This window comes from Pseudonocardia sp. (assembly GCF_029263155.1).
GTDB lineage: Bacteria > Actinomycetota > Actinomycetes > Mycobacteriales > Pseudonocardiaceae > Pseudonocardia.
The window spans coordinates 36,244-53,399 of the sequence record NZ_JAJCYB010000120.1 but is presented as its reverse complement, the minus strand read 5'-3'; the positions used below and the strand labels follow the sequence as shown (position 1 = coordinate 53,399).

The window sequence follows — 17,156 nt, the reverse complement described above, 5'->3', positions numbered from 1 at the left end:
CCCGTCGGTCGGGCTTCAGCCCTCGGCGAGCTCGGCGGCGGCCAGCCAGTCCAGCTCCACCTGCTCCATCTCGGCGTCCACGTCGTGCAGTTCCTTACCGAGGACGGCCAGCCGATCCGGGTCGGTGGCCGCCTCGGCCAGCGCCGCGTGCAGCTTCTCCTGGGCTTTCGTGAGCGCCGTCATCCGCCGCTCGATGCGCTGCAGGTCCTTGCGGGCTGCGCGCTGGTCGGCGGCGCTGGAGGCCGGTCGTGGTGTCGCGGCCGACGGTGTCGCGGCCGTGAGGCCGTTGACCTGTTCGCCCGCACGGGCCCGCCGTCGCAGGTACTCCTCGATACCGCCGGGCAGGTGCGTGATCTTCCCGTCGCCGAACAGCGCGACGACCGTGTCGGTGGCCCGTTCCAGCAGGTAGCGGTCGTGGCTGACGACGACGAGCGTGCCCGCCCAGCCGTCGAGCAGGTCCTCCAGCCGGGCCAGGGTGTCCACGTCGAGGTCGTTGGTGGGCTCGTCGAGCAGCAGCACGTTGGGCTCGGCCATCAGCAGCCGGGTGAGCTGCAGGCGCCTGCGCTCCCCGCCGGAGAGGTCGCCGACCGGGGTCCACTGCCGCGACGCCGGGAACCCGAGCCGCTCCAGCACCGAGCTGGCCGTGAGCTCCAGCTTCCCGAGCTTGACGTACTTGGCCACCTGCTCGGTGGCCTCCAGCACCCGCATGCCGGTGGGCAGGTCCACGAGCTCCTGGCTCAGCTCGGCGAGCTGCACGGTGGTGCCGGTGATCAGGCGCCCGCTCTCCAGCGGACGTTCCCCGGTCAGCGTGCGCAGCAACGTGGTCTTGCCCGAGCCGTTGACGCCGACGATCCCGATCCGGTCGCCGGGGCCCAGCCGCCACGTGACGTCGTCGAGCAGCGTGCGCCCGGCGACCCGCGCCGTCGCGTCCTCCAGCTCCAGCACGGTCTTCCCGAGCCGGTTGGTGGCGAACCCGAGCAGCTCCACGGTGTTGCGCGGCGGCGGCACGTCGGCGATCAGTGCCTCGGCGGCCTCGATCCGGTACCGCGGCTTGGACGTGCGCGCGGGCGGGCCGCGACGCAGCCACGCCAGCTCCTTGCGGGCCAGGTTCTGCCGCTTGGCCTCGGCGGAGTCGGCCTGCCGGGTGCGCTCGGCGCGGGCGTAGATCCAGTCGGCATAGCCGCCGAGGTAGCTCTCGACCCTGCCGCCCGCCACCTCCCACGTGCGGGTGCAGACCGCGTCGAGGAACCACCGGTCGTGCGTGACGACCACGACACCGCAGCGCCGGGACAGCAGGTGCTCGGCGAGCCAGGTGATGCCCTCGACGTCGAGGTGGTTGGTCGGTTCGTCGAGGACGACGAGGTCCGGGTCGCCGACGAGCGCCGCGGCCAGCGCCACGCGGCGCTTCTCCCCGCCGGACAGGCCGTCGGTCGTCCGGTCGAGATCGCCGATGCCCAGCCCGTCGAGGACGTCGCGCACCTTGGCGTCGGCGGCCCACTCGTGGTCCGCGGCGCCCTCCCAGTGGGCCAGCACGACGTCGCGGACGCGGGCGCCCGGCGCGAGCCGGTCGCCCTGGGCGAGGTGCGCCAGGTTGAGCCCGCCCACGCGGCTCACGCGGCCGCCGTCGGGGGCGCGCTCGCCGGTGATGATGTCGAGCAGCGTGGTCTTGCCGCCGCCGTTGAGCCCGACGACGCCCACGCGCTCACCGCGCTCCACGCCGAGTGACACGGCGTCGAGCAGCACGCGCGAGGCGTCACCGGGGACGTGGGCGGTGACGGCCTCGAGGTTGACGAGGTTCTGTGGGCGGGCCATCAGGCACGCACCGGGGGCCAGCTCGTGGGCGGTGCGCCGGGCGGTTCCTGGTGCTCGACGACCCGGGCTCCCGGCACCGGGCCGTGTGCCACCCGCACCGTGCGGCACACGCCCAGCCCGGCCAGCTCGGTGGCCACCTCGATCGCCGCGTCCCCGCTGGTGCACAGGAACGCGCAGGTGGGCCCGGACCCGGAGACGATGCCGGCCAGCGCGCCTGCGTCCACCCCGGCCCGCAGGGTGCGCCGCAGGTCGGGGGCCATGCTGACAGCCGCGGCCTGCAGGTCGTTGCCCAGCGACAGCGCGAGCTGGCGGGGGTCGCCGCCGGAGACGGCCTCCAGGACCGGTTCGACCGGGCGCGCCGCGGGCTCGGCGTCGCCCCGCAGGCGGTCCAGCTCGGCGAACACCTTCGGGGTGGACAGCCCGCCGCGATGCAGCGCGATCACCCAGTGCTGGGGGTGCCGCGACAGTATCGGGATGATCTGCTCACCCCGGCCGGTGCCGAGCGCCGTGCCGCCGTAGAGCGCGAACGTGACGTCGCTGCCCAGGTCGGCGGCCAGCGGGGCCAGCTCGTCGCGGGTGAGGTCCAGCTTCCACAGTGCGGAGAGCCCCACCAACGCGGCCGCGGCGTCGGCGCTGCCGCCCGCCATGCCGCCCGCGACGGGGATCCCCTTGCGCAGCATCAGCCGGACGTCGGGGTCGCGCGCGGCGTGCTCGGCGAGGCGCTGCACCGCGCGCCAGGCGAGGTTCGTCTCGTCCGCGGGGACCTCGGTGACGCCCTCCCCGAACACCTCGATCCCCGGTTCCTCGCCGGCCGCGACCGTCACCTCGTCGAACAGGCTCACCGCGTGGAAGACCGTGACGAGGTCGTGGAAGCCGTCGACACGCTGCGGCCCCACGGCCAGATGCAGGTTGATCTTGGCGGGTACCCGGACGGTGACCGGGGGCGGGGCGGCGGACAGCACCGCTCAACCCTACGTGCGTGTGCCCCCGGTGCCCCGTCAGCCCGGGGGTTCGGCGTCGTTGGGGCGGTTGAGCAGCGACAGGATCTCGGCCTGGCCGACGGCGAGCATGGAGAACCCGCGCCGCATCTCCGACTCCATCGAATCCATCCGATGCCCCTGCTCCACCTGGGTCTCGCGCAGCGACTCCAGCAACGACTTGTGCACGTCGAGCTTGGCGGTGTGCGTGTCGAGCGTGGCGGTGTGGTCGCGGAGCATTGCGGTGTGCTCACGGAGCGTGGCGGTGTGGCTGTCGAGCGTGGTGGTGTGGTCGCGGAGCATTGCGGTGTGCTCACGGAGCATGGCGGTGTGGCTGTCGAGCGTCGCCGTGTGGCTGTCGAGCGTCGCGGTGTGGCTGTCGAGCGTCGCGGTGTGGCTGTCGAGCTTGGCGGTGTGTTCCCGCAGGGTGGCCTCCATGGCCGAGACATCGCGGTCGGCGCCACCGGCCAGCACGCGGGCGGCCGCAGCGTCCTGCCGGATGGCGCGGACCTCGCCCTCCAGTGCCGTGACCCGGGCGTCCAGCTCGTCCATCGACGTCATGGACGAAGAATACTGTCCACCGCGTGTGCCGTGGGCCCGAACCGACGATCTCGGGGGCATGCTCAGGTGCGGGGGCGGGCGGAGGCGACGCGGGCAAAATCCTCGATGCCCAACCGCTCCGCGCGGGTCATCGGATCGACGCCCGCGGCGCGCAGTGCGGCCTCGGCCGCCGCCGGGGAGCCGGCCCAGCCGGCGAGGGCGCTGCGCAGGGACTTGCGACGCTGTGCGAAAGCCGCGTCGACCAGCTCGAAGACCGCGACCCGGTCGCCGGGCGGCGGGTCGCGGCGGTCGAACGCCAGCAACCCGGAGTCGACGCCGGGCACCGGCCAGAACACCGCCCGCGGCACCGGCCCGACGCGCCGGGCCGCGGCGAACCAGGCCAGCTTGGCACTCGGCACACCATAGGCCCTGCTGCCGGGCGGGGCGGCGAGCCGCTCCGCCACCTCGGCCTGCACCATCACCAGCCCACGGCGCAACCCCGGCAGCTCGGCGAGCAGGTTCAGCACCACGGGCACTCCGACGTTGTAGGGCAGGTTCGCGACCAGCGCGGTCGCCCCGGGCAGCGCAGCGGCCCGCACGCGCAGGGCGTCGCCGGTCACCACCGTGAGCCGGCCGACCAGGGACGGGGCCCGGTCGGCGACGGTGTGGGGCAGTCGTGCGGCGAGGACCGGGTCGATCTCCACGGCGTGTACGGCGGCGACGGCGGGCAGTAGCGCGAGGGTGAGCGAGCCGAGTCCGGGACCCACCTCGACGACCACGTCGTCGGCGGCGAGTTCGGCCGCGCGGACGATGCGGCGCACGGTGTTCGGGTCGTGCACGAAGTTCTGCCCGAGCTTCTTCGTGGGCCGGATCCCCAGCTCCTCGGCGAGCGCGCGGACCTCCGCGGGGCCGAGCAGGCGTGCGTCCGTCACCCGGGAAGCCTGCCCGCCCCGGCAGGACCGGTTCCCACCGGGTCGCGGTTGCCTACCGGGGCAGGCCGAGCTTGCGCGAGCAGGCCGGCCAGGCGCCGTAGCCGCCACGGTCGTCGCGGACGCGGGTGGCCACCGCGATCTGCTCCTCGCGGCTGGCCTGGTGCGGCAGGTCGGCGTACTGGTCGCCGCCGTAGGCGTTCCACGTGGAGCGGTCGAACTGCAGGCCGCCGTAGTAGCCGTTGCCGGTGTTGATCGACCAGTTGCCGGTGGCCTCACACGTGGCGAGCCGGTCCCAGACGCCCCCGTCGCCCACGGCGGGTGCCCGCACCTCGGGCTCCACGTCGTCGTTCGTGCCGACCCTGACGATCCGCGGTGTCGGTGGTGTCGTCGAGCCGGCGCGCACCTGCTCGCGACGCACCTCCTGGCCGTTCTGGACGTAGACGCGCACCACCGTCGTCTGCTCGCCGGGGCGGCCCGGGTCGACGACCTCGCGCTCGCCGCGCGGCAGCTCCGGATCTTCGATGATCTCCTCCGGTGGCTCGATGGCCCGGGTCTCGATCACCTCGCCCTCGCCGTTGCGCACGATCTGCACGGCGGTGCCGTCGGTGAGCACGGTGTCCGGGCTGGGGACGGTGATGTCCTCCGGGCCCAGCGCGAGTCCCTGCTCGGCGAGCAACCCGGCGACGGTGCCGGCCGTGGTGGTCAGCGGCACCTGCGCCGCGGGCCCGTCGGTGAGGGTGACGGCGCGGGGCACGCTGAGCTCCAGTGCGAAGCCGGCCAGCGGGATGACCGCGTCGGGGGACGCCGACATCTGGATCGGCTCGGCGGTCATGCCGAGGCCGGCGAGCGCCTCCTGCACGGATGCGGCGGTGGTCCACACCTGCCGCTCGGAGCCGCCCTCGACCAGGGTGAGCGGGCGGGCCCGGTTGAGGATGACGTGGTCGCCGTCGGCGAGGTCGGTGGGCAGCGCCGGTTCGACGCGGTCCTGGGGGCCCGGGGTCAACCCGGCCGCGGCGAGCGCTCCCGCGACGTCGTTCGCGAACGTGTGGACCGTGCGGTCCTCGCCGTCGACGGTGACCAGCACCGACTTGTCCATCGCCAGCGCGCTCGCCCCGCCGCCGACGAGGGCGAGCAGCACGGCGAGGACGGTGGCACGCACGGCCAGCCGGTGACGCCCGCCCGAGCGCTGCTCGGGGACCGCGGCGGGGGACGGGGCCGCGGCGGGTGCCGGGGCCGGCGGGGCCCCCGCGGGCACGGCGGCGAACGGCGCGGTCAGCGGCTCGTCGCCCGGCTCCGCCGCCGCGGGAACCACCGGGACCGGCCCGGTACGGAGGCCATCGGGCTCGACGCGCGGGATCGGGCGGGTGAGGTCGTCGATGTCGGGCAGGTCGGGGAACTCGGACAGGTCCTGGATCCGGGGCGGTTCGACCAGCCGCATCCGCGCGGCCCGTCCGACCGCCCACCCCTGATCGGCCTCGGGCGGGCTCGACGGTCCGGGGAACGTGTCGGCGGATCCGAACCAGAGGTCGGCTCCGGACCCGGCGGGGGTGATATCCCCGACCCGGGCGAGCGCGGCCCTACGGCGCGCGCGCGCGGAAACGTCGACCACACCGATCCTGACTGACGACGGACCCGGGCAGGGGAGGAATCACCGGTCGCGGTGGCCCGAGGGCGGGGGAGCAGGGGGAGCGCCCCGTGCCACCGCGACCGCTGTGCTGGGGAGCGTTCCCCACCCCGGCTTCAGCGATCACGGAACCGTAACGGGACGTGAGTGAAGTTGCCGAGCTGCGACACACCGTGAGCGCCGAGCGGCGGGTTCGCTACGCCGAACGTGCCCCGCCCTCGGCGGGCGTGTCGCCCGGCGCGATCGACGGCAGCTCGTCGAGCCTGAAGACGCGCTCGGCGTTACGCCGAGCGGCGTCTGCGACGCGTTCGGCGGACACGCCACGCAACATCGCGATGCCCCGCACGGTCCAGGGCAGGCAGTAGGGCTCGTTGGCCCGCCCGCGGTGCGGGTGCGGGGTGAGGAAGGGTGCGTCGGTCTCCACGAGGAACGCGTCCTCGGGCACGAGCCGGGCGGCCTCGTGCAGGTCGCGGGCGTTGGTGAAGGTGACCGGCCCGGCGAACGAGAGCACGTAGCCGGCGTCGAGACACTCGCGCGCCATCGCCGCGTCGCCGGAGAAGCAGTGGAAGACCACCGTCCCCGGCGCACCCTCCTCGCGCAGGATGCGCAGCACGTCGGCATGGGCGTCCCGGTCGTGGATCATCAGTGGCTTGCCCAGCCGCTTCGCGAGGTCGACGTGCCAGCGGAACTCGCGTTGCTGGGCGTCGTGCGGGGAGTACTCCCAGTGGTAGTCCAGCCCGGTCTCGCCGACGGCGACCACCCGCGGATCCGTGGCGAGGCGTTCGATCTCCGCGCGCTCGTCGTCGGTGACGGAGGCGGTCCGCGTGGGGTGCAGCGCCACCGCGGCGGCGACGCGGGGGTCCCAGTGCGCGGCCCGCACGGCGAACCGGGCGCCGTCGAGGTCGTCGGCGATCGTGACGGCCCGCGCGACGTTGACCGCCTCGGCCCGGTCCATCGCCGCGCGCACCGACTCCGCGTCGTCGAAACCGCACGCGTCCAGATGGGTGTGGGAGTCGACGGTCGGCACCCCGAGCGCCGGAGGCGGCTCGGGTGCCGCCCGCCGCCCGTGCGCCGTCATCCCGCACCGCCGTCGGACGAGTGGGACTCTCGTACGAACCGATGGGACGAGCGTCCCGCTCGTCGGGTCGTCACGGCGCGATCGGGGCCCAGTCCGGGCCCGTCTCGCCCAGTTCCGGGGCCAGCTTCCGGAAGATCGGACTGGGCTTCTGCAGGGGGCGGCCGATCTCGACCGGGGTGCTCGCCCACCTCGCCTGCTCGCCGGCGTAGTCGCCAGTCAGGACCGGGTACGCGGGGCCCTCGCCGAGCTCGGCGACCTCCCGGACCTCCGGCTGCGCCGCCCACACCCCGGTGCCGCCCAGCGCCTCGTGCACCTGCTGCGCGGAGTGCGGCAGGAACGGCGTGAGCAGCGTGTTGGCGTCCTGCACGACCTGCAGCGCGGTGTGCAGGATCGTGTCGCGGCGGTCGGGATCGTCCTTGCGCTTCCACGGCTCCTGGTCGCTCAGGTACCGGTTGGCCAGCGTGACGATCCGCATCGCCTCGCTCGACGCCTGCTTGAACCGGTTGCGCGCCAGCAGCTCTCCCACCGAGTCGAAACCCGCCTTCGACGCGGCGAGCAGCTCGGCGTCGGCGTCGGTGGGCGCGGTCGGCTTCGGGATGGCGCCCACGTTCTTGTGGGCCATCGAGATCGAGCGGTTGACGAGGTTGCCCCACTCGTTGGCCAGCTCGAAGTTCGTGCGCCGGACGAACTCGTCCCAGGTGAAGTCGGTGTCCTGGTTCTCCGGGCCCGCCACCGAGATGAAGTAGCGCAGCGCGTCCGGGCCGAACTCCTCGAGGAAGTCCGTCACGTAGATGACGGTGCCGCGGCTGGTGGAGAACTTGGAGCCGCTCATCGTCAGGAACTCGCTGGAGACGATCTCGTCGGGCAGGTTCAGCGTGCCGAACGCGCCCGGCGACCCGCCCCGGTCGCCCGCGCCGTTCTGGCCCAGCAGCAGCGCGGGCCAGATCACCGAGTGGAAGACGATGTTGTCCTTGCCCATGAAGTAGTAGGCCTGGGCCGACGGGTCGGTCCACCACTGCTTCCAGGCCTCCGGGTCCGGGCCCCGCCGCGCCCACTCCACCGACGCGGACAGGTAGCCGATCACGGCGTCGAACCACACGTAGAGCCGCTTCATCGGCTGGTCGCTCCAGCCGTCGAGCGGGATCGGCACGCCCCAGTCGAGGTCGCGGGTGATCGCGCGCGGCTTGAGGTCGGCGGCCAGGTTGGCCGAGAACTTCAGCACGTTGGGGCGCCAGTCGGTACGGGTGGACAGCCACGAGCCCAGCGACTCGGCGAAGGCGGGCAGGTCGAGGAAGAAGTGCTCGGTCTCGACGAACTCCGGCGTCTCACCGTTGATCTTCGAACGCGGGTTCTTGAGGTCGGCCGGGTCGAGCTGGTTGCCGCAGTTGTCGCACTGGTCGCCGCGGGCGTGCTCGTAGCCGCAGATCGGGCAGGTGCCCTCGACGTAGCGGTCGGGCAGCGTCCGGCCGGTCGACGGGCTGATCGCGCCCATCGCCTTCTTCGTGAACACGTACCCGTTGCGGTGCAGCGCGAGGAACAGCTGCTGGACGACCTCGTAGTGGTTGCTCGTGGTCGTGCGCGTGAACAGGTCGTAGGACAGCCCCAGCCCCTGCAGGTCCTCCACGATCACGCGGTTGTACTTGTCGGCGAGCTGGCGCGGGGTGAGCCCCTCGGCGTCGGCCTGCACCTGGATCGGGGTGCCGTGCTCGTCGGTGCCCGAGACCATGAGCACCCGGTCGCCGACCATCCGCCGGTAGCGGGAGAAGACGTCGGAGGGCACACCGAAGCCGGAGACGTGGCCGATGTGCCGGGGACCGTTGGCGTAGGGCCACGCCACGGCGGTCAGCACGGGGGTACTCATGGTGACCAGCGTATGCCCGTGGGGTGACCGACTTTCGGCCGCGCTCCCGTCAGGGTTTCCTTCACTCATATAGGTGTGGCTATCCTGAGCCGTGCACACCGACAGGTCCACCCTGCAGGGCCTCGACCTCCATCTGGGCTACCACGGCGTCCCGGTCGTGCACGGCGCCAGCGTGCGGCTGGCCCCCGGCCGGATCAGCGCGCTCGTCGGGCCGAACGGCAGTGGCAAGTCCACGCTCCTTCGTGCGCTCGCCCGGCTGCACCGCCCCTCCGGCGGGACGATCCGGCTCGACGACGACACCGACGCCCTCGCGCTCACCCGCCGCGACTTCGCCCGCCGGGTCACGCTGCTCGCCCAGAGCCGCCCCGTGCCCACCGGCCTGTCGGTGCGCGACGTCGTCGGCTTCGGTCGTCACCCCTACCGAGGCCGCTGGCGTGGGGCCGACCCGACCGGCACCGCCGCGGTCGATCGCGCGATGACGGTCACCCGGATCCTCGACCTCGCCGAGCGGCCCGTCGACGAGCTGTCGGGTGGGCAGCTCCAGCGCGTCTGGCTGGCCGGCTGCCTGGCCCAGGACACCGGCGTCCTGCTCCTGGACGAGCCCACCAACCACCTCGATCTGCGCTACCAGGTGGAGATCCTCGACCTGCTGCGCGACCTCGCCGACGACGACGGCGTGGCGGTCGGGGTGGTCCTGCACGACCTCGACCACGCCGCGGCCGTCGCCGACGAGATCGCGCTGCTCGCCGAGGGCCGCGTGCGCGCCGCCGGCTCGCCAGCGGACGTCCTCACCACCGAGCTGCTGTCGGAGGCCTACGGCATCCGCGTGGAGATCGACCACGACCCCGCCACCGGGGCCCTGCGCACCCGGCCGATCGGCCGGCACACGGAACGAAAGGCGATGCGATGAGACGCACCACCCGGAACTGGTCCTGGCCGCTGCTCGCGGCGGCGGCGGCGCTGGCGCTGGCCGCCTGCGGCACGACCGAGCAAGCCGCGGCCCCCGATGCCGCGACCCGGCGGGCGAGCAGGTCACGGTCACCGACGCCCGCGGGCAGGAGGTCGTACTGGAGGGTCCGGCCGAGCGCACCGTCGGGCTGGAGTGGAACGTCGTCGAGCACCTGGTCTCGCTCGGCGTGATGCCGGTCGGTGTCGCCGACGTCGAGGGCTACGGGAACTGGGTGCAGTCCGCGCCGCTGACCGGCGACGTCACCGACGTGGGGGTGCGCGGGGAGCCCAGCGTGGAGTCGATCGCCGCGCTGGATCCCGATCTCGTGGTCGGCACCACCGACCTGCCCGACTCCGCGATCGCGCAGTTGGAGACTATCGCGCCGGTGCTCATCGTGCGCTCGGCGGACGCCTCGGACCCGATCGGGCAGATGCGCACCAACGTCGACCTGGTCGCGCAGGCCACCGGCACGCAGGACGCCGCGACGGCCGTGCTGGCCGACTTCGACGCCGCTCTCACCGCGGGCGCCGACGCGATCGCGGCCGCCGGGCTGGCCGGGCGGCCGATGGCGTTCTCCGACGCCTACATCGTCGACGGCCGGCTGACGATCCGGCCGTTCACCGGTGACTCGCTGGCCGGGGCGGTGGCCGCGGAGATCGGGCTGCCCAGCGCGTGGACGATCGAGGGCGACCCCGACTACGGCCTGGCCTCCACCGACGTCGAGGGGCTGACCGCGCTGGGCGACGTGGAGTACCTCTATTACGACAACGCCGCGGTCACTCCCGATCCGATCAGCGAGGCGCTCACCGGCAACGCGGTATGGGAGTCGCTGCCCTTCGTCCAGGCGGGCAACGTCACGCGGCTGCCCGACGGCATCTGGATGTTCGGCGGGCCGGTGTCGATGCAGGCCTACGTCGACGCCGTCGTCGCCGCGGTGACCGGCTGACGTGACGCTCTCCCCGCCGGCCCCCGCGACGGCGGTCCCCGCCGCCGCACCGGCCCGCCCGTTGCGGGTCACCGGTGCCGCCGTCGGGGGCACGGCCCTGGTCGTCGCGCTCGCGGCGGCGCACCTCACCCAGGGCACGGCCGCGGTGGCGGCGGGAGACCTGTGGGCGCTGCTCACCGGCGGCGGCACCGACCAGGCCGCGGCCGTGGTCGTCGCCTCGCGGATGCCGCGGCTGCTGGCCGGGCTCGTCGTCGGGGCGGCGCTGGGGGCGGCCGGGGCGGCACTGCAGTCGATCGCGCGCAACTCCCTGGCCGCGCCGGACACGCTGGGGGTCAACGCCGGCGCGCACCTGGCGGTGGTCGTGGTGGCGGCGGCGGGGGTGAGCCTGCCGTTCTACGCCTCCGGGCTGCTGGCGTTCGCCGGTGGGCTGGCCGCGGCCGGCCTGGTACTGGCCCTGTCCGCGGGCGGCGGCTCGGCGCCGACCCGGCTGGTGCTGGCCGGGTCGGCGGTCTCGCTGGCCCTCTACTCGCTGACCACCGTGCTGCTGCTGCTGTTCGCGCAGGAGACCACCGGGCTCTACGCCTGGGGCAGCGGGTCGCTGGCCCAGACCGGGCTGTCCGCGGTCGGGCAGGCCGCGCCGGTGGTGGCGCTCGGGATCGGGGCGCTGGTCCTGCTCGGGCGGCGCCTGGACGTGCTCGGCCTGGGCGACGACACCGCCGCCGTGCTCGGCGTGCCGGTGCGCCGCACCCGGGCGGTCGTCGTGGTGCTGGCGGTGCTGCTGGCCGCCGCCGCGGTCACCGTGACCGGCCCGATCGGTTTCGTCGGGCTGTGCGCGCCCGCGGTCGTGCGGATCGTCGCGCCGCTGGTGCCGGGGATGCACCGGCACCGGGTGCTCGTGCCGTTCTCGGCGCTGGCCGGCGTCGCGGTCGTGCTCGGCGCCGACGTCGTCGTGCGCGCCGCCCTCGGCGGACAGGCCGGGGTGGAGGTGCCCACGGGGGTCGTCACCACGGTGTTCGGCGCGGTCGTGCTGGTGCTGCTGGCCCAGCGGTTCCGCGACTCCGGACCGACCCGCCAGGCCCCGTCGGTGCGGTCGGCGCGGCTGCGCGACCGGCGCGCGTTCGCCGTCGTCGTGGCGGTGCTGGTGGTGGTCACCGCGGGTGTCACGGCGGGGGCGCTGCTGCTCGGCGACGCCACCCTGCTCGGCGGCGACGTCGTCAACTGGCTCGCCGGGCGCGGCGGCCGGGTCACCACGTTCGTGCTCGACACCCGGGTGCCGCGGGTGCTGGCGGCGCTGCTCGCCGGAGCCGCGCTGGCCCTGGCCGGGACCGCGGTGCAGGCGGTGTGCCGCAACCCGCTCGCCGAGCCGGGCCTGCTCGGCGTCAGCGGTGGGGCCGGGCTGGCGGCCGTCGCGGCGATCACGCTGGTGCCCACCGTCGGCACCTGGGCGCTGGCCGGGGTCACCGCGGCCGGGGCGCTGGTCGCGTGCGCCCTGGTGTTCGGCCTGGCCGCCCGCGGCGGCCTGGCGACCGACCGGCTGGTGCTGATCGGCGTCGGCGTCTCCTACGGGACGCTGTCGCTGATCACCGTCCTCATCGTCCAGACCGACCCGTTCAACGCGACCAAGGCGCTGACCTGGCTGTCGGGATCCACCTACGGCCGCACGTTCGGTCAGCTCGTGCCGGTGCTGGTCGCGCTCGTGCTCGCCACCGTGCTGCTCGCCCGCGCCCGCGAGGAGCTCGACCTCATGGCGCTCGACGACGACACGCCGCGGGTGCTGGGCATCGCGCTGGGCCGCACCCGGCTGGCCCTGCTGACCGTGGCCGCGCTGCTCACCGCCGCCGCCGTGGCCGCGGTCGGGGTGATCGCGTTCGTCGGCCTGGTCGCCCCGCACGCCGCCCGCGCGCTGGTCGGCTCGCGGCACGCCCGCGTCGTCCCGGTGGCGATGCTGCTCGGGGCGGTGCTGGTGTGCCTCGCCGACGTGCTGGGCCGGACGGTCATCGCCCCGGCCCAGCTGCCGGCGGGCCTGCTCACCTCGCTGATCGGCACGCCGTACTTCGTGTGGCTGCTCTGGCGCTCCCGCGCCCGGCTCACCGGATGACCCGGCTCACCGGTCGACCCCGGCTCACGGGTCGACCCCGGCTCACAGGATGAACAGCATCTCCTGGTAGGTCGGCAGCGGCCAGAGGTCGTCGGCGACGACCCCTTCGAGCACGTCGGCCGCCGCGCGGACGGCGGCCATCGCGGGCAGCAGTTCGTCGCGGGCGTGCTCGGCCTCGGCGAGCGCGGTGTCGCCCGGCTCGGCCGCGAGGGCGCCCCGGAGCGTGGCCAGGGCGGCCCGGAGCTCGGTGAGCGGGACCGTCACCTCCGCCAGCGACGACGCGTCGGCGTCCACGCCCGCCGACCGGAGCGCGCCCAGGTTCGTCGCCAGCTCCGTCTGGTGCCGGACCGCGGCGGGCAGGACCTGGGTGGCGCCCAGCTCGAGGGTGATCCGGGCCTCGACCCCGATGGTCAGCGCGTACTGCTCCAGGCCGACCTCGTAGCGGCTGTGCATCTCGCGACGGCTGAACACGTCGTAGCGCTCGAACAGCTCCACGGCGGGTTCCGAGACCAGCTCGGGCAGCGCGTCGAGCGTGGTGCGCAGGTTCGGCAGCCCGCGCTCGGCCGCCTCCACCTGCCACTTGTCGGAGTAGCCGTCGCCGTTGAAGACGACGGCCCCGTGCGTGGCGATGATCTCGGTGAGCAGGTCCTGCACCGCGGTGTCGAAGTCGGCGCCGGCCCGGACCGCGGTCTCCAGCTCCGTGGCGCAGTGGTCCAGCGCCTCGGCCATGATCGTGTTGATGGTGACCATCGGGACGGCGACGGTCTGCATCGAGCCCGGGGCGCGGAACTCGAACCGGTTGCCGGTGAAGGCGAACGGGCTGGTCCGGTTGCGGTCGCCGGGATCGGTCGGCAGCACCGGCAGCGTGTCGACTCCGATCACCATCTGGCCCTTGCTCTTCGACGACGTGGCGCGGCCCTCGGCGATCTGCTCGAACACGTCGGCGAGCTGGTCACCCAGGAAGATCGAGATGATCGCGGGTGGCGCCTCGTTGGCCCCGAGCCGGTGGTCGTTGGTCGCCGAGGCCACCGACGCCCGCAGCAGGCCCGCGTACTGGTGCACCGCGCGGATCACGGCCGCGCAGAACACCAGGAACTGGGCGTTCTCGTGCGGGGTGTCACCGGGGACGAGCAGGCTGCCCAGATCGGCGTTGCCGAGAGAGAAGTTGACGTGCTTGCCCGACCCGTTGACGCCCTCGAAGGGCTTCTCGTGGAACAGGCACTCCATGCCGTGCTTCTTCGCGACGGTCTTCAGGATGGTCATCAGCAGCTGCTGGTGGTCGGCGGCGACGTTGGCCCGCTCGAACATCGGCGCGATCTCGAACTGCCCGGGCGCGACCTCGTTGTGCCGTGTCTTCGCCGGGATGCCGAGCCGGAACAGCTCCCGCTCGGCGTCCATCATGAAGCCCAGGACCCGCTCGGGGATGGCGCCGAAGTAGTGGTCGTCGAACTCCTGGCCCTTGGGCGGCTTCGCGCCGAACAGCGTGCGCCCGGTGTTGAGCAGATCGGGGCGGGCCAGGAAGAAGTGCCGGTCGACGAGGAAGTACTCCTGCTCGGGGCCGCAGAAGGACACGACGTGGCCGGGGTCGGTGTGGCCGAACAGCCGCAGCAACCGTCCGGCGTGCACACCCATCGCCTGCTGGGACCGCAGCAGCGGGGTCTTGTGGTCCAGCGCCTCTCCGGTCATCGACACGAACACCGTCGGGATGCACAGGGTGTTGCCACATCGGCCCTCCAGGACGTACGCCGGGCTGGTCACGTCCCATCCGGTGTAGCCGCGGGCCTCGAACGTGTTGCGCAGCCCGCCGCTGGGGAAGCTGGAGGCGTCCGGCTCGCCCTGCACGAGGGTCTTGCCGGCGAACTCGGCGAGCGCCGACCCGTCGGACACCGGTTCGAGGAAGCTGTCGTGCTTCTCCGCGGTGCGGCCGGTGAGCGGGTAGAACACGTGCGCGTAGTGCGTGGCGCCCTTCTCCAGCGCCCAGTCCTTCATCGCGGACGCCACGGCGTCGGCGACGAGCGGGTCCAGCCGCGCCCCGTTCTCGACCGTCGCCATGACCGACCGGAAGATCGACTTCGGCAGCCGCTTCTGCATCACCGCCCGGTTGAAGACGTTCTCGCCGAACACCTGGCCCGGCGCCTCGCCGACGGCGAAGCCGTGGGACGGGGGGAGATGCGCCTCGACGTCCTTGATCGCCTGCAGGCGAACGGCGTGTCCACTCATGTTCCGACCTCTCGACCAGTACGGCGCTCCACCGGTTGGAGCTCGGCCGGTCGACGCTACGAACGCGCGGTGCCGGGCGTGTTGCGTGCACGTCACGCTGTGTCGCGCCCGGTCAATTCCCCGTGTTGTTCCCGATCACGCCGCGATGCCGCCCGCCCCCGGCGGCCCCGGATTCGCGGTGCACCGATGAGTCGGCCGCCGCGTCGACGTCATGAACCGTGACGGTCGCGGTACCGGGCCGCGACACCGATCCTCGTGGGGGAAGTCATGGTCGTTGAGCCGGAGATCCGTGCGGCGGTGGCCGCCGAACGGGAGGCGCAGGTCGCGCTGTACGCGTCGCTGACCGAGGCCCAGTGGGGTGCGCCCAGCCTGTGCGCCGGGTGGAGCGTGCACACGGTGCTCGCCCACACGACAATGCCGTTCCGCTACTCGGTGCCGCGGGTGGTGCTCGAGCTGGTCAGGGCGCGTGGGAACTTCGATCGCATGGCCGACCGCCGGGCGCGCAGGGACGCCGCGGACCTGACCCCGGAGCAGCTGCTGTCGTCGTTGCGCGACAACATCGAGCACCCGTGGGCGCCGCCGGGCGGTGGCCCGGTCGGAGCGCTGTCCCACGACGTGATCCACGGACTGGACGTCGCCGCGGCGTTGGGCATGGACGACCGCGCGTCGCCGCAGCGGGTCGCCATGGTGCTGGCCGGGATGCGGCGCGAGCAGGTGGCCTTCTTCGGCGTCGACCTGACCGGGATCGAGCTGCGGGCGACCGACGTGGAGTGGTCCCACGGCGTGGGCGACGTCGTCCGGGGCCGCGCCCAGGACCTGCTGCTGGTGCTGTGCGGGCGTCGGGTGCGGGCCGAGCGGCTCGACGGCGAGGCGGTGACCCGCCTGGCCGCGGTGCGGGAGTAGCACCCCAAGGGCTGTCCCCGATCCCGCTCTACCTGCTCGGCGGCCTGGCCTTCGGCAACGGCGGGCTCATCCCGCTCGGCGGCATCGAGGAGTTCACGACGCTGGCCGGCGAGGTCGGCGTCGTGCTGCTGCTCCTGCTGCTCGGGCTGGAGTACTCCGCGGCCGAGCTCGTCACGGGGCTGCGCCGCTCCTGGACGGCCGGGCTGCTCGACATCGTGCTCAACGCCGCTCCCGGGGTCGCCGTCGCGCTGGTGCTGGGCTGGGGCCCCGTGGGGGCGCTCGTGCTCGGCGGCGTCACCTACATCTCCTCGTCCGGGATCGTGGCCAAGGTGCTCTCCGACCTGGGCCGGCTCGGCAACCGGGAGACCCCGGTGGTGCTGTCGATCCTCGTGTTCGAGGACCTCGTCATGGCCGTCTACCTGCCGATCCTGGTCGCGGTGCTGGTCGGGGTGTCCCTGATCGGCGGGCTCACCGCCGTCGGGGTGTCGGTGGCGGTGCTCGCCGTCGTGCTGCTGGTGGCGCTGCGCTACGGGCGCTACGTCTCGGCGCTGGTCGACTCCCCGGACCGCGAGGTGTTCCTGCTCAAGGTGCTCGGGCTCGCGCTGCTCGTCGCCGGGTTCGCGCAGGCCATGCAGGTCTCCGCGGCGGTCGGGGCGTTCCTGCTCGGCATCGCCATCTCCGGCTCCACCGCGGAGAACGCCACCAAGCTCCTGGAACCGCTGCGCGACCTGTTCGCCGCGGTGTTCTTCGTGGTCTTCGGGCTCAACACCGACCCGGCGACGATCCCGCCGATGCTGGGCTGGGCCGTCGTGCTCGCCGTCTCCACCACCCTGACCAAGATCGCGACGGGCTGGTGGGCAGCCCGCCAGGTGGGCATCGGACCGCTCGGCCGTGCCCGGGCCGGGGCCGCGCTGGTGGCCCGCGGCGAGTTCTCCATCGTCATCGCCGGGCTGGCGGTCGGCTACGCCGCGGTGGACGGGCGGCTGGCCGCCCTGGCCACCACGTACGTGCTGCTCATGGCCATCATCGGCCCGGTGGCCGCGCGTGTCGTGGAACCCGTGGCGCGGCGGCTGCGCGGCACAGCCGGCCCGCGCACGGCGGCCGTCCCCACAGCCGGCACCTGACCCGCCCCACTTCCCCGCCGGAGGAGTCGCAGTGGTGTGGCTCCACTGCAGCCAGGCCGGAGTGAAGCCACCCCACTGCAACCCGGGGGCAG

The 17,156-nt window shown here is 73.8% G+C and carries 13 protein-coding genes; 5 read left to right on the top strand and 8 right to left on the bottom strand.

Annotation, left to right across the window (positions count from 1 at the left end; genetic code table 11):
- Positions 1–15: 15 nt before the first annotated feature.
- The 7 genes from Q1K26_RS25230 to metG form a co-directional block, all read right to left on the bottom strand.
- The gene (locus Q1K26_RS25230; protein WP_300018081.1) at positions 16–1,812 is read right to left on the bottom strand and encodes an ABC-F family ATP-binding cassette domain-containing protein; all 1,797 of its coding nucleotides are present in this window, start codon (positions 1,810–1,812) and stop codon (positions 16–18) included.
- Complete coding sequence (locus Q1K26_RS25225; protein WP_300018078.1) at positions 1,812–2,774, bottom strand: 4-(cytidine 5'-diphospho)-2-C-methyl-D-erythritol kinase; 963 nt, start codon at positions 2,772–2,774, stop codon at positions 1,812–1,814. The genes Q1K26_RS25230 and Q1K26_RS25225 overlap by 1 nt, the downstream gene beginning before the upstream one ends.
- A 36-nt stretch (positions 2,775–2,810) precedes the next feature.
- Entirely contained in the window at positions 2,811–3,350 is a 540-nt protein-coding gene (locus Q1K26_RS25220; RefSeq protein WP_300018075.1) for a hypothetical protein, read from the bottom strand.
- 62 nt (positions 3,351–3,412) lie between these two features.
- Entirely contained in the window at positions 3,413–4,261 is an 849-nt protein-coding gene (gene rsmA, locus Q1K26_RS25215) for a 16S rRNA (adenine(1518)-N(6)/adenine(1519)-N(6))-dimethyltransferase RsmA (RefSeq protein ID WP_300018072.1), read from the bottom strand.
- Between the two features lie 52 nt (positions 4,262–4,313).
- The gene (locus tag Q1K26_RS25210) at positions 4,314–5,870 is read right to left on the bottom strand and encodes a resuscitation-promoting factor (RefSeq protein WP_300018069.1); all 1,557 of its coding nucleotides are present in this window, start codon (positions 5,868–5,870) and stop codon (positions 4,314–4,316) included.
- Positions 5,871–6,081: 211 nt separating this feature from the next.
- Positions 6,082–6,963, bottom strand: coding sequence for a TatD family hydrolase (locus Q1K26_RS25205; RefSeq protein ID WP_300018066.1), 882 nt, complete (start codon positions 6,961–6,963; stop codon positions 6,082–6,084).
- A gap of 70 nt (positions 6,964–7,033) precedes the next feature.
- Positions 7,034–8,824: a methionine--tRNA ligase gene (gene metG, locus Q1K26_RS25200; RefSeq protein ID WP_300018063.1), complete on the bottom strand. Its 1,791-nt coding sequence runs from the start codon at positions 8,822–8,824 to the stop codon at positions 7,034–7,036.
- 91 nt (positions 8,825–8,915) lie between these two features.
- Between metG and Q1K26_RS25195 the strand changes: the two genes are divergently transcribed.
- The 3 genes from Q1K26_RS25195 to Q1K26_RS25185 all read left to right on the top strand — a co-directional run bounded on the left by Q1K26_RS25195 (position 8,916) and on the right by Q1K26_RS25185 (position 12,817).
- The gene (locus Q1K26_RS25195) at positions 8,916–9,734 is read left to right on the top strand and encodes an ABC transporter ATP-binding protein (RefSeq protein ID WP_300018060.1); all 819 of its coding nucleotides are present in this window, start codon (positions 8,916–8,918) and stop codon (positions 9,732–9,734) included.
- 229 nt (positions 9,735–9,963) lie between these two features.
- A complete protein-coding gene (locus Q1K26_RS25190) occupies positions 9,964–10,719 on the top strand; it encodes an ABC transporter substrate-binding protein (RefSeq protein ID WP_300018058.1) in 756 nt (251 codons plus the stop codon).
- 1 nt (position 10,720) lies between these two features.
- The gene (locus tag Q1K26_RS25185) at positions 10,721–12,817 is read left to right on the top strand and encodes an iron ABC transporter permease (RefSeq protein ID WP_300018055.1); all 2,097 of its coding nucleotides are present in this window, start codon (positions 10,721–10,723) and stop codon (positions 12,815–12,817) included.
- Between the two features lie 42 nt (positions 12,818–12,859).
- Here Q1K26_RS25185 and Q1K26_RS25180 read toward each other — a convergent pair whose 3' ends face one another.
- Positions 12,860–15,037: a glutamine synthetase III gene (locus tag Q1K26_RS25180; RefSeq protein ID WP_300018052.1), complete on the bottom strand. Its 2,178-nt coding sequence runs from the start codon at positions 15,035–15,037 to the stop codon at positions 12,860–12,862.
- Positions 15,038–15,304: 267 nt separating this feature from the next.
- Between Q1K26_RS25180 and Q1K26_RS25175 the strand changes: the two genes are divergently transcribed.
- Positions 15,305–15,940, top strand: coding sequence for a maleylpyruvate isomerase family mycothiol-dependent enzyme (locus Q1K26_RS25175; protein WP_300018049.1), 636 nt, complete (start codon positions 15,305–15,307; stop codon positions 15,938–15,940).
- Positions 15,868–17,064: a cation:proton antiporter gene (locus Q1K26_RS25170; protein ID WP_300018046.1), complete on the top strand. Its 1,197-nt coding sequence runs from the start codon at positions 15,868–15,870 to the stop codon at positions 17,062–17,064. The genes Q1K26_RS25175 and Q1K26_RS25170 overlap by 73 nt, the downstream gene beginning before the upstream one ends.
- Positions 17,065–17,156 lie beyond the last annotated feature (92 nt).